The organism is Halomonas sp. ISL-56 (genome assembly GCF_018612805.1).
In the GTDB taxonomy this organism is placed as follows: Bacteria; Pseudomonadota; Gammaproteobacteria; order Pseudomonadales; family Halomonadaceae; genus Vreelandella.
In genome coordinates this window covers 94,058-107,462 of record NZ_JAGGRO010000022.1, presented here as the reverse complement: position 1 = coordinate 107,462, position 13,405 = coordinate 94,058, and the positions used below count along the sequence as shown (strand labels likewise).

At 59.0% G+C, this 13,405-nt stretch carries 11 protein-coding genes; 10 read left to right on the top strand and 1 reads right to left on the bottom strand.

The window, feature by feature from the left end:
• Positions 1-16: 16 nt before the first annotated feature.
• The 3 genes from araH (at position 17) to J7J49_RS18985 (ending at position 3,631) form a co-directional block, all read left to right on the top strand.
• The gene (gene araH / locus J7J49_RS18995; protein WP_040480005.1) at positions 17-1,024 is read left to right on the top strand and encodes an L-arabinose ABC transporter permease AraH; all 1,008 of its coding nucleotides are present in this window, start codon (positions 17-19) and stop codon (positions 1,022-1,024) included.
• Positions 1,025-1,088: 64 nt separating this feature from the next.
• A complete protein-coding gene (locus J7J49_RS18990; protein ID WP_215094885.1) occupies positions 1,089-2,834 on the top strand; it encodes an IlvD/Edd family dehydratase in 1,746 nt (581 codons plus the stop codon).
• A gap of 20 nt (positions 2,835-2,854) precedes the next feature.
• Positions 2,855-3,631: an SDR family oxidoreductase gene (locus J7J49_RS18985; protein WP_064235202.1), complete on the top strand. Its 777-nt coding sequence runs from the start codon at positions 2,855-2,857 to the stop codon at positions 3,629-3,631.
• 61 nt (positions 3,632-3,692) lie between these two features.
• On the opposite strand, the gene J7J49_RS18980 is transcribed toward J7J49_RS18985, so the two are convergent.
• Positions 3,693-4,919 (bottom strand): ROK family transcriptional regulator, encoded by a 1,227-nt coding sequence (locus J7J49_RS18980; protein WP_215094883.1) that lies wholly within the window; start codon positions 4,917-4,919, stop codon positions 3,693-3,695.
• Positions 4,920-5,134: 215 nt separating this feature from the next.
• Here J7J49_RS18980 and J7J49_RS18975 point away from each other — a divergent pair, with 215 nt between their 5' ends.
• From J7J49_RS18975 to J7J49_RS18945, 7 genes are all read left to right on the top strand, one after another.
• Positions 5,135-6,646 (top strand): sugar ABC transporter ATP-binding protein, encoded by a 1,512-nt coding sequence (locus J7J49_RS18975; RefSeq protein WP_215094881.1) that lies wholly within the window; start codon positions 5,135-5,137, stop codon positions 6,644-6,646.
• Positions 6,639-7,664, top strand: a complete 1,026-nt coding sequence (locus J7J49_RS18970; protein WP_251048403.1) for an ABC transporter permease — start codon at positions 6,639-6,641, stop codon at positions 7,662-7,664. Before J7J49_RS18975 ends, J7J49_RS18970 begins: the two co-directional genes overlap by 8 nt.
• Before the next feature lie 80 nt (positions 7,665-7,744).
• Entirely contained in the window at positions 7,745-8,710 is a 966-nt protein-coding gene (locus J7J49_RS18965; RefSeq protein ID WP_215094877.1) for an ABC transporter substrate-binding protein, read from the top strand.
• 114 nt (positions 8,711-8,824) lie between these two features.
• Positions 8,825-9,877: a sugar phosphate isomerase/epimerase family protein gene (locus tag J7J49_RS18960; RefSeq protein WP_215094875.1), complete on the top strand. Its 1,053-nt coding sequence runs from the start codon at positions 8,825-8,827 to the stop codon at positions 9,875-9,877.
• Positions 9,878-9,923: 46 nt separating this feature from the next.
• Positions 9,924-11,087, top strand: coding sequence for a Gfo/Idh/MocA family protein (locus J7J49_RS18955; RefSeq protein WP_215094873.1), 1,164 nt, complete (start codon positions 9,924-9,926; stop codon positions 11,085-11,087).
• A 205-nt stretch (positions 11,088-11,292) separates the two neighbouring features.
• Positions 11,293-12,063 (top strand): SDR family NAD(P)-dependent oxidoreductase, encoded by a 771-nt coding sequence (locus tag J7J49_RS18950; protein WP_215094871.1) that lies wholly within the window; start codon positions 11,293-11,295, stop codon positions 12,061-12,063.
• Positions 12,064-12,098: 35 nt separating this feature from the next.
• Positions 12,099-13,388 carry an ABC transporter substrate-binding protein gene (locus tag J7J49_RS18945; RefSeq protein WP_215094869.1) on the top strand — a complete coding sequence of 430 codons (1,290 nt, stop codon included), beginning with the start codon at positions 12,099-12,101 and terminating at the stop codon, positions 13,386-13,388.
• Positions 13,389-13,405 lie beyond the last annotated feature (17 nt).

Genomic DNA, 13,405 nt, shown 5'->3' with positions numbered 1-13,405 from the left:
GTTCAGGAAAAACATCATGACAACTAACAATGTAACCCAAGGGGATGCACCTGCACGCCCCAAGGGGCGCCAGGGGCTTGCCAAACCGCTGCGTACCCTACTCGATACGTCAGGCATGATTGCAATTTTTTTGCTGCTGTTTATCGCCCTGGCGATATTTATTCCCGGGTTTCTGACCGGGCGCAATATGGTCGGGCTACTGCTCTCGATCACCCTGATTGGCAGTCTCGCCGCCACCATGATGCTGGTATTGGCGCTGGGCGAGGTGGATCTCTCAGTGGCCTCTACGGTGGCTTTTGCGGGTGTGGTCGCCGCGGTGGTGACCTCCAGCACGGGTAGCGTGTTTATCGGCGTAATCGGTGGGATTGTTGCCGGGGGCGCTGTAGGTGTTTTCAATGGAATAGTGATTGCTAGGTTCGGGATTAACGCGCTAATCGCGACCCTGGCGGCCATGGAGTTTGTTCGCGGGTTGGCCTATATCACCTCCGGCGGCGATGCGGTGATGATTACCGTGCCGGGCTTCTTTGAGCTGGGCAGCGCCTCCTTTCTGGGCTTGACGCTGCCGGTATGGACCATGCTGGCCTGCTTTGTGATCTTTGGCGTAATCCTCAACATGACCGCCTTTGGCCGCAATGTGCTGGCCACCGGCGGTAACGCCGAAGCCGCCGCGCTGGCGGGGGTTAACGTCCGCCGCCTGAAAATTATTGTCTTCGGCCTCCAGGGCGTCGTCGCGGGTGTGGTCGGTGTGTTGCTGGCATCGCGCATGGGGCTGGGCGATCCCAATACTTCCATGGGCCTGGAGCTGGCGGTTATTTCCGCCTGTGTGCTGGGCGGCGTGGCGCTTTCCGGCGGTGTCGCCACGATTACCGGCGTCGTGGTCGGCGTGTTGATTATGGGCTGTGTGCAGAACGCCATGGGGCTGCTTAACGTGCCTACCTTCTATCAGTACCTGGTGCGCGGCGCGATTCTGCTATTGGCGGTGATGTTTGACCGCTGGAAGCATACCCGCCGTCAGCGGGCCTGACGCCTAAACCGTTACTCCCTTTATTGGTTTGTTACTTCTTCCCGGTTTGTACGGAGGCTTTGTTATGTCCGATCGTCAGCGCTCATTACGCTCTGCCCAGTGGTTCGGCACCGCCGATAAGAACGGTTTTATGTACCGCAGCTGGATGAAAAACCAAGGCATCCCCGACCATGAGTTCCAGGGCAAGCCGATTATCGGTATCTGCAATACCTGGTCGGAGCTGACCCCCTGTAATGCCCACTTTCGTAAGCTGGCGGAGCACGTGAAGCAGGGCGTACTGGAAGCAGGGGGCTACCCGGTGGAGTTTCCGGTGTTCTCCAACGGCGAATCCAACCTGCGCCCCACGGCGATGTTTACCCGCAATCTGGCGAGCATGGACGTGGAAGAAGCCATTCGTGGCAACCCGATTGATGCGGTAGTGCTGCTGGTAGGCTGCGACAAAACCACCCCGGCGCTGCTGATGGGCGCGGCGAGCTGCGATATTCCCACCATCGTGGTCACCGGCGGGCCAATGCTCAACGGCAAGCACAAGGGCAAGGATATAGGTTCCGGCACCGTAGTGTGGAAACTCTCCGAACAGGTCAAAGCCGGTGAGATATCCCTCCACGACTTTATGGCCGCGGAAGCCGGCATGTCCCGCTCGGCGGGTACCTGCAACACAATGGGCACCGCCTCCACCATGGCCTGCATGGCCGAATCCCTGGGCACCTCTCTGCCGCATAACGCCGCGATTCCGGCGGTGGATTCCCGCCGCTACGTACTGGCGCATCTTTCTGGCAACCGGATTGTCGAGATGGTCGACGAAGACCTGCGGCTCTCCAAAATCCTCACCAAGGAAGCCTTTGACAACGCCATCCGCACCAACGCCGCCATTGGCGGCTCCACCAACGCGGTGATTCACCTCAAGGCGATTGCCGGTCGCATCGGTGTGGATCTCACCCTGGACGACTGGAGCAGGGTCGGGCGCGGCACCCCCACGGTGGTCGACCTGCAGCCTTCCGGGCGCTTTCTGATGGAGGAGTTCTACTACGCCGGGGGATTGCCTGCAGTGCTTAAGCGTCTGGGTGAGGCGGATCGTCTGCCATTCAAAAATGCCTTAACCGTCAACGGCAAAACCCTGTGGGAGAACGTTAAAGACGCCCCGCTGTATAACGACGAGGTCATTCGCCCGCTGGACAACCCGCTCACCGCGGATGGCGGTATCTGCGTGGTGCGCGGCAACCTGGCCCCCAACGGCGCGGTGCTCAAGCCCTCGGCGGCGACCGCCGAACTGATGCAGCACCGCGGCCGCGCGGTGGTGTTTGAAGACTTTGACGACTATAAAGCGCGTATCAACGACCCGGATCTGGACGTGGAAGCCAACGATATTCTTGTCATGAAACACTGCGGCCCGCGGGGTTATCACGGCATGGCGGAAGTCGGCAATATGGGCCTACCGCCCAAGATCCTCGCCCAGGGGATTACCGATATGGTGCGTATTTCTGACGCCCGCATGAGCGGCACCGCCTACGGCACCGTGGTGCTGCACGTGGCCCCGGAAGCCGCTGCGGGCGGCCCGCTTGCCGCGGTACGCAACGGCGACTGGATCGAACTCGACTGCGAAAGTGGTCGACTGCATCTGGAGATCAGCGATGAAGAGCTGGCCTCACGCCTGGCCGAAAGCGACCCCACCGCCGCCTCGACGCTGATCGCCAGCCAGGGCGGCTACCGTCAGCTGTATATCGAGCGCGTGCTGCAAGCCGATGAGGGCTGTGATTTTGACTTTCTGGTTGGCTGTCGAGGCGCTGATGTGCCGCGTCATTCGCACTGATTAAGTGTAAAGGAGGCGCGATGACCGCCAGACTGGCTGACAAGCATATCCTGGTGACCGGCGCCGCCACCGGTATTGGCCGTGCCATTGCCGAAGCCTGCGTTCGTGAGGGTGCCAAGGTTGCCTTGCTGGATAGAGAAGGCGATAGCGTTGAACAGCTGGCGGCACAGCTACGTGGAGAGGGTCATCAGGCGCAAGCGGTAGTGGCTGACATTGCTGACCGATATGCGGTGGAAGCCGCCGTAGCAAGGGCTCGTAAGCTCTCCGGGCCCTTAACTACCCTGATCAATAACGCCGGGATGAATGTTTTCTATGAGCCACTTGCCATGCCGGATGAGGCTTGGCAGCGTTGCCTATCTGTGGATTTGGAAGGCGCCTGGTACTGCAGCCGGGCGGTAATGCCTGATTTGCTGGAGCAGGGCGGTGGTGCCATTGTTAATATTGCCTCCACCCACAGCTTCTCAATTATTCCCGGCTGTTTTCCCTACCCGGTCGCTAAGCACGGCTTGATCGGTTTGACCCGGGCACTCGGTATCGAATATGCCTCTCGCGGCGTGCGGGTTAATGCCATCGCGCCAGGCTATATTTCCACCCCGGCGGTAGAGGCGCATTGGCAGACCTTCGATGACCCCACAGCGGCAAAGGCCCGCATCGAAGCACTGCTGCCGCCTGGTCGGTTAGGCAAACCCGAGGAAGTGGCCATGACCGCCGTCTTTCTTGCTTCAGATGAGGCGCCCTTTATCAACGCCAGCTGCATAACGATTGATGGGGGGCGCAGCGTGGTTTATCACGATTGACGATGCGATGCTTAACTGCTTGAACACCCTGCCAGGCCTCCGCTGCTATTAATCGGCTGGCCTAGGCTTCTTGGACGGTTTGGCTATTTAACAGTGTCTCGCCATCGGTAGCATTCAGCGCCATGGCGATACCGCCCATGCAGGTCATGTCGCGATCCCAGGCACAGCTTTCGATGCGGGTGGTGCCCTTCAGTTCAGCCACCAAAGCTTCATCAAGGGTGCTGTACATGGCACCCCGTATGGCGTCAAAGCCGCGCACGCCGGAGCCGGTAATCAGCACCAGGTCGGGGTTGAACAACGCCAGCACATTGGCGATACCGACGCCCAAGGCGCGACCCGCCTCGGCGTAGATTCCCTGAGCTACCGGGTCGCCTTGTAACGCCAGCTGGGTTAGCGCTTGCATCTGCTGCTCGGAGGGGTGTGCGCTGTCGCCGGAGGGGAGCTCTAGATGGTTGGCGGCGGCGCGATAGAGTGCGTAGTCGCTGGCGTAGGCTTCGATACAACCCCGCCGCCCGCAGGCGCAAAGGGCGCCATCGGGCTGATATTTGCTATGCCCAAACTCGGCCGCGGAGCCATTGGCGCCGAGATAAGGCACGCCGTTAATCAACACCGACATGCCGATGCCGTAGCCCAACATAATGACCACCAGATTGGGGCAGTCAGCGTAGGCGGGCTGTGCTGCGAGTACGCTGGCAATACAGTTGGCATCGTTCTCGAGCAGCACGCTGCAGTGAAATCGTTCCGCTAATCGCGCCGATATCGGTGCGTTACGAAAGCTCAACGCGGGAGACCAGATAATCGTACCGCTTTGCGACGACACCACCCCCTGCACCGCCAAACAGATCCCCGCCAGGCGTTGAAACCCCGTCAACTGTTGAGTGCAAATAGCGCTGATCTTCTCTTCCAGCAGTATTTCCAGGTCGTTGGCACTCAACGCCAAGGTGGGCACCGTATGGTGCTCGCTGTGGCGTACCTGCCCCGAAAAATCGCCCACCACCAGCTGGATCTCATTGATCGACAGCTTGATGCACACCACACAGGCGGCGTTGGGGTCGAGTTCGATCAAGGTTTTTGGTCGACCACGTCCGGTAGGGCGGGGCGCTTCGGGTGGTCGTTCACTGATTAACCCCTGCTGGAGTAGCTCGGCGCTGATCGAGGTGACGGTGGCAGAGCTAATGCCGTTGAGTGTGCCTAAATCGATGCGAGCAACCGGCCCTTGGTCACGCAGGGTGCGGATCACCGCCAAGGTATTGTCGAGGCGGCTGGTATCAGTCGACGGAAGGGCCATAGGGTCGCCGTTAAGGTTGGTGGAGAAAATTGCAGTGATTCAAACTATCTCGCTAGCGCCCTCATCGTGGGGCGTTAGCGAGATTGTCAAAATACGACCTAAGTTGCATATGCAAGTATTTATTTTAGCGCCTAAAGTAAATCAAGCATCATGCTAACGCAATCGATGCTGATAAGCCCCCAACACAATAACAACAGACATTATCAGGTGGCCCCATGCTGTTATCAGCGCGCAAGCTGTGCCGCTCGTTTGGCGAAAACCAAGTGCTATTCGACGTTGATCTCGACCTGCAGGCGGGGGAAGTACACGCTCTGCTGGGTGAGAACGGCGCCGGTAAATCGACCCTGGTTAAAATCCTTGCTGGTTATCTTCGTCCTACCTCTGGCGAGGTGTTACTCGACGGTAAGCAACAGCGCTACCGCTCCAGCGGCGAGGCAGAGGCCGACGGTGTGGTCATGATTCACCAGGAACTGGCGTTGGCAGAACAACTGAGTGCGGAAGAGAACATCTTCTTGGGCCGCGAACTGCGCCGTGGGCCGTTTTTGGATCGACGCGCCATGCGGGAACAAAGCCGGGCGGCGCTGGAGGAGCTTGAAACCCACGTTGACCCACGCGCAAGAGTGAAGGACTTAAGCACCTCTGATCAGCAGATGGTGGAAATTGCCAAGGCGATTACCCGCGATGTGCGCGTGCTGATCATGGATGAGCCCACCGCCACCCTGACCGAAAACGAAGTAAAGGTACTGTTCGAGCTGATTGCCCGCCTGCGTCAGCGGGGCGTGGCGATTCTGTATATCTCCCACAAGCTGCGCGAAATTGAGCAGATCGCCGACCGCGTGACGGTACTGCGCGACGGCCACTTGGTAGACAGCGGCCCAATGGCCGGGCGTAGCAAAGAGGAGCTGGCACGGCTGATGGTGGGCCGGGAAATTCACGAGATGTACCCGCCGCGTACGCATTTGGCGGCCAATGCGCCGGTGGTGCTGGAAGCGCGGGACATGGTGGTGCCTGGCGCGGTCAAGCAGGCCAGCTTTACCCTGCGCCGGGGCGAAGTATTGGGGTTTGGCGGCATCGTGGGCGCCGGTCGCACTGCGCTGATCGAAGCAGTGCTGGGTCTCCGGGGTAAAAGTGCAGGTCAAGTGCTACGCAACGGCCAGCCGGTGGTGTTGAAAAATTTGCGCGATGCGGTGCACCAGCGGATTGCCTACTTAACGGAAGACCGTAAAGGCAAAGGTCTGGTGCTCAATATGGATCTGCGCTCCAACGTTACCCTGCTCAATTTACGCGCTCACTGTCACCCGCTGATCGACCGCCGCCGCGAAGAGCAAGCCTACCAGCAGGCCATTCAGCGTTTTGATATCCGCCTGCGTACGGCGGTGCGCACTGCCGCCGAGCTCTCCGGCGGCAACCAGCAGAAGCTGCTGCTCGCTAAGGTGATGTCCATCGACCCTGAAGTCGTGATTATCAACGAACCGACCCGGGGCATCGATGTGGGAACCAAGCACCAGATATATCACTTTATTCATGAATTAACCGAAACGGGCTGCTCGGTCATCTTGATCTCTTCAGAGATGGGCGAGCTGATTGGGCTTTCCCACCGGGTAGCGGTGATGTGCGCGGGGGTACTCACTGGGATGCTTGAAGGCGAGCAGATTAATGAGCACGAAATTATGCAGTACGCATCCGGCATTAAGGGAGTAGGGGTCGATGAGCAGCGTTATGGCTAATAACAAAACGACTAACAAAGCAGCTAACACAACCACCCGGCAAAAGGGCTTCACCATAGACCTCAAAACCTGGGGGCCTTTCATCGCATTGCTGGTTCTGGCGCTACTGGGGGTGCTAATCAACCCGGCCTTTTTGGGGCTGGATAACCTCTCGAATATGCTCACCCGCAGTGCCTTCATCGGCATTATCGCCATCGGCGCTACCTTTGTGATTACCGCCGGTGGGTTGGATCTTTCGGTAGGGGCAATGGCGGCCTTTATTGCTGGGGTGATGATTATTCTGATGAACAGTCTTGTCGAGCAGTTTGGCGCGGGGCTGACCACCGTGCTGTTCGGCGTGGGCGCCTCACTGCTGCTCGGGCTGTGCGCTGGCTTTATCAACGGCATGGTCACCACCAAAGGCAAAATCGAAGCCTTTATTGTCACCCTGGGCACCATGGGGATTTACCGCTCTCTGGTCACTTATCTGGCCGATGGCGGCACCTTGACCCTGGATTGGGCGGTGCGCGATATCTATCGCCCGGTCTATTACGGCAGCTTTCTGGGCATCACCATTCCGGTCTGGGTGTTTCTGGCGGTCGCCGTTATTGGCTACATCCTGCTTAACTACACCCGCTTCGGACGCTACTGCTTTGCCATCGGCTCCAATGAAAAAGTCGCCGAATACAGCGCCATTCACGTGGATCGTATCAAGACCATGACCTACATGCTGCAAGGCGTATGCGTGGCCCTGGCGACGATAATCTATGTGCCCCGGCTGGGCTCTGCATCAGGGGCTACCGGGGTGCTCTGGGAGTTGGAGGCGATTGCCGCGGTGATCATCGGCGGCACCATGCTCAAGGGCGGCCATGGGCGCATCTGGGGCACGGTGGTGGGCGCCATCATGCTCACCATGATCGGCAATATTCTCAATTTGACCGATGCCATTTCTAATTATCTCAACGGAACGGTGCAGGGGATCATCATCATTGTGGCGGTCTACTTGCAGCGCGCCTCGTGGAGGAAAACAGCGCCATAGGGGCAAAGGAGGCCAGTGCAGTAATCAACCCATACAAGCGACGGCAACATAACAAATACAAACACGAAAGGAGCATTAACATGCCAACCATCAAAATAGCAGTGGCGACTTTTGCCGCCACGGCAGCACTCACGACAGCAGTAGGGTTTTCAAGCGCCGCTGTTGCCCAGGAGTTCACTATTGGGGTTTCGATCCCCGCCGCCACCCATGGCTGGACGGGCGGGGTTAACTACCACGCCGAAGAGGCCAAAAAACGACTTGAAGCGCTCTATCCCGATATCGAAATCACCATCTCCACCGCGGGTACAGCCGGTGAGCAGGCCAATGATCTGGAAGACCTGGTATCGCTGCGCAATATCGATGCGCTGGTGGTGTTGCCGTTTGAATCCGGCCCACTGACGGATCCTGTGCGCCGTGTGAAAGACTCGGGTGTATTTGTCACCGTGGTGGATCGTGGTCTGACAGAAGAGGGCATTCAGGATCTCTACGTGGCGGGCAACAACCATGAGTTAGGCCGCGTGTCCGGTGAGTACATTCGTGAACGCCTGGAGGGTGAAGGCGACATTGTGGTGCTGCGCGGTATTCCCACCGTGATTGACGACGAGCGGGTGCAAGGCTTCCAGGAAGCCATCGAAGGCTCCGACGTCAATATCCTCGATATGCAGCACGCCAACTGGAATCGCGACGATGGCTTTGAAGTGATGCAGGACTACCTATCGCGCTTCGACAAGATCGACGCCGTATGGGCCCAGGATGACGACATCGCCCTCGGTGTCATCGAGGCGGTGCGCCAGGCGGATCGTGAAGATGAGCTGTTTATCGTCGGCGGCGCAGGCATGAAGGACATCATCAAGCGAGTAATGGACGGCGACGAGCTGGTGCCGGTAGACGTGTTATATCCGCCCGCCATGATCGCCACCGCCATGGATCTGACCGTGCAGCACTTTGTCTCCAATGGCCCGGTGCTGGGCGAGTACATTCTGGGCTCGCCGCTGATCACCCAAGAGAACGCCGAGCAGTACTACTTCCCCGACTCGCCGTTCTAAACACGGTCTGATCGCGTACTGATAACAAGTACTAATAAATAGACGCGGGTAAAAAGCAATCCTCCCACCCGCGCCTATCTACGCAATTAATCAATGCTTTAGTGAGAGAGTCCTATGAACACAATCAAAGGGCCAGCGCTCTTTCTCGCCCAATTCGCCGGTGACGAAGCCCCTTTTAATAGCCTCGACAGCATTGCTGCCTGGGCAGCGGGGCTTGGCTATCAGGGTGTACAGATCCCCAGTTGGGATACGCGCATGATCGATTTAAAACGTGCCGCCGAGAGCGCCACGTATTGCGATGAGATTAAGGGCACCCTGGCCGAACACGGCTTGGCGCTTACCGAACTCTCCACCCACCTGCAGGGCCAGTTAGTCGCGGTGCATCCGGTTTACGACGAGATGTTCGATGGCTTCGCGGTTTCTGAGGTACGCGGTAACCCCAAGGCACGCCAGGAGTGGGCGGTGGATCAGCTCAAACTGGCGGCCAAGGCGTCACAAAACCTGGGCCTTACCGACCACGGCACCTTTTCCGGGTCGCTGGCGTGGCCGTTTATCTACCCCTGGCCCCAGCGCCCGGCGGGCTTGATCGACACCGCGTTTGACGAACTGGCCAAACGCTGGCGGCCGATTCTGGATGCCTTTGACGAAGCGGGGGTAAATCTCTGCTACGAGATTCATCCTGGCGAAGACCTCCACGACGGCATCACCTTCGAGATGTTTCTTGAGCGGGTTGGCCACCACCCCCGCTGCCACATCCTCTACGACCCCAGCCATCTGATTCTGCAGCAGCTCGACTACCGCGGCTTTCTGGACGTCTATCGCGACCACATTCAGATGTTCCACGTTAAAGACGCCGAGTTTAATCCCAGCCCCAAGCAGGGCGTTTACTCGGGCTATCAGTCGTGGACGGAGCGCGCCGGACGCTTCCGCTCGCTTGGCGATGGCCAGATCGACTTCAAGTCGATCTTCTCGTGGATGGCGGCCAACGACTACCACGGCTGGGCGGTGCTGGAGTGGGAGTGCTGCCTAAAGCACCCGGAAGTCGGCGCCCGCGAAGGGGTGTCCTTTATCCGCGACCACATTATTGAGGTAACCGAGCGGGCGTTTGATGACTTTGCCGACGGTGGCTCTGACGAGGCAGCCAATCGACGCATCCTGGGTCTTTAACGATTTAAGACGCTACTAATTTCACGCAAGGGGAGGGCAATACGCTATGAGCACTCAACACGACACCCCGCGTCGGCTCCGCCTGGGCATGGTCGGCGGCGGCCAGGGGGCCTTTATCGGTGGGGTACACCGCATCGCCGCCCGGCTGGATGACCACTACGAGCTGGTCGCCGGGGCCTTTGCCTCTGACCCCGAACGCAGCCGGGCCGCCGCGGCGGAACTACACGTCGCCGAAGATCGCGCCTACCCCGACTACCAAACCATGGCTGAGGCGGAGCGCAAGCGGCCGGATGCCATCGATGTGGCCGCTATTGTGACCCCCAATCATGTGCATTTCGATGCGGCACGCACCTTTCTTGAAGCGGGCTTTCACGTGATCTGCGATAAGCCTATGACGATCACCCTGGAAGAGGCGCAAACCCTTGCCGAACTGGTGGAACGCAGCGGGCTGTTCTTCGGCTTAACCCACAACTACTCCGGCTATTCGCTGATCCGTCAGGCGCGAGAAATGGTGGCCAACGGCGAGCTTGGAGAACTGCGCGTGGTGCAGGTGGAGTACCCGCAGGACTGGCTCTCCACTCGCCTGGAAGAGAGCGGCGTAAAGCAGGCCGAGTGGCGCACCGACCCCAAACGCAGTGGCCCCGCCGGCTGTTTAGGCGATATCGGCACCCACGCCTATCACCTGGCGCGCTATGTGACCGGGTTGGAGCTTGAATCACTCGCCGCCGATATGCACACCTTTGTGGACGGCCGTGTGCTGGATGACAACGTGCATATGCTGCTGCGCTTCAAAGGCGGTGCACGGGGCATGCTGTGGTCGAGTCAAGTTGCACCGGGTAACGAAAACGGCCTGCAGCTTCGCGTATATGGCAGCAAAGGTGGCCTTTCCTGGCGCCAGGAATCCCCCAACCAATTGGTGCACTCACCGCTGGGCGAGCCGTCGCGGATTTTAACCCGTAATGGCCAGGGTCTAGGTGAAGCTGCGATGGCCACAGCGCGCATTCCCGCGGGGCATCCAGAAGGCTATCTCGAAGCCTTTGCCCAGCTATACCGCGATTTCGCAGTGCAAATCCGCGCCCATCAAAACGCTGGAAACGTTGATGCGCTCGCCGTGCCAACGCCGGGGGTGGCCGACGGCGTTGATGGCCTGAGGTTTATTACCCGCGCGCTGGCTTCGTCCGCTGCCGGCGGGCAGTGGGTGGATGTCTAGGAGCCTGTCCGACTTAACACTGATCTACTGCGAAACCCGGTATTTTGGCCAACTTTATTCGATCGATTTCGTTAAATAGCGCGCTATTCGCCTCAATCGATCGATAAATTTGGCTCAAAATCCGTGCTTCTCGCGACGATCGGCCAAGCCGGACAGGCTCCTAGAACACCGTTCAAACACGCAAAAGAGAGAGGTGGGAAACCTTATGAATCAGCATTCAGCGCGCTATGTAAGCCTTGAGCAGCGTGTGGTCTTTATTACCGGCGGTGGCAGCGGCATTGGCGCCGCGCTTACCCGTGCCTTTCATCATCAGGGCGCGCGGGTGGTGTTTGTCGATATCAACGACGCCGCCAGCGAGGCGCTGGTCGCTGAACTGAGCAGCGAGACCGGCAAGGCGCCGCTGTATCACCACTGCGATATTCGCGATGTGGCCAGCCTGCAGCGGGTTATCGCCGAGACCGGCCAAAACGTCGGGCCTATTCATACGCTGGTCAACAACGCCGCCAGCGACGACCGACACGACTGGCGGGAGGTGGATGTGGCCTATTGGGACGAACGTATGTCGCTCAATCTGCGGCCGATGTTCTTTGCCGCCCAGGCGGCGGCTGAACAGATGATCGAGGCAGGCGGGGGATCGATTATCAATTTTGGCTCGGTCAGCGTGCAGATGGCGCTGGGTGGGTTACCCGCTTATGTTACCGCCAAAGCGGCGGCCCACGGCCTGACCCGCAGCCTGGCCCGGGAGCTGGGTGAGTACAACATCCGCGTAAATACTCTGGTACCTGGTTCGGTGATGACCGAACGCCAGCTCGAAAAATGGATTAGTCCCGAGGACGAAGTCGCCATTCAACAACGCCAGTGCCTAAAAATGCGCTTGGAAGCCCAGCATATTGCCCCCGCCGTGCTGTTTTTAGCCAGCGCCGAAAGCCAGGCCATCACCGGCCAGGAGTTGGCGGTGGACGCCGGCTGGGCGTGAGTCCGCTTACTTTTAAATAATATTAGGAGAATATCATGCAGGTAGCTAACAACTACAACGCGCCCTGTTCACGCCCACGTCATTTAGCACTCGCCGTTGCGGTTGCTGCTGCCTTGGGTTCAGTCGCCGCGGCGGCTGACACCACGGTGACTGTGTTAAGAATTGAGAGCAGCAGCGCTGAAAAGGACTACTACAACGAAGTGGTTGCCGAGTTTGAGGCGCAAAACCCCGAGATTAATGTCGAGTTTGAATACCTTGCCAACGAGGCTTACAAAACGCGCCTGCCCACTATGCTGCAGTCCAGCCAGCGCCCGGATATCTATTACACCTGGGGTGGCGAAGGGCTGCGCGATCAGGTGGATGCCGGGTTTGTCCGCGACTTGACCGAGCCGATGCGCGATGGCTGGCAGGATATCTACCCCGCGTCAGCGGTGCGCGCCTTCACCCTGGATGATCGGGTCTATGGCGCGCCGCTCTACGCCACGGTGGTGGGTATCTGGGCGAACACCGCGCTGACGGAGCAGGCGGGGGTCGATGTGCAAGCGATCAAGACCTGGGAGGATTTTGAAAGCGCCGTGGTGGCGCTGCAGGAAGAGGGCATAACCCCACTGGTAGTCGGTGGTCAGGATGGCTGGCCGCTGCACTTCTATTGGGGCTCTTTAGTCACCCGCCTAGCCGGTGGTGAGGGCATCGAAGCGGCCAAAAGCGGTGACAACGGTGGCTTTAACGGCGAGCCCTTTGTACGCGCTGGCGAGATGCTGCAGTCGCTGGTTGAGCTTGACCCTTTCCAGCCAGGCTTTATGGCTACTTCCTACGAGCGCGCCAGCGGCATGTTTGGCGATGGGGAAGCTGCCTTCCACGTGATGGGTGACTGGGACTACCTCCCTTCCAAGCAGCGCTCGGTGAGCGGTGATGGTGTTCCGGATGACGACTTGCGGTTTATTCCTTTCCCCGAAGTCGCGGGTGGTGAGGGCAACGCGCAAAGTTTTGGCGGCATGAACGGTTTTGCGGTCACCCGCGACGCGCCCGATGAAGCGGTAGAGTTCCTGCGCTTTCTACTCAATGCGGAGAATCAGCGTAAGGCGGCGGCGACTGGCATCTTTGTGCCGGTCGCCGAGGGCTCCGCTGAAGCGCTTGAAACCCCCTATGCCCGCCGCGTTGCCGAGATTCTTGATGAATCCGAGTTCCATCAGGTGTTTCTGGATCAAGCGCTGGGCACATCCGTTGGCGCGACGATTAACGATATCAGCGGTGACTTGGCGCAAGGCGTCATTACCCCGGAAGAGGCCGCCGAGCGGGTCGAAGAAGCCTGGCAATTTAGATGATCCGCACTTAGGCGAGC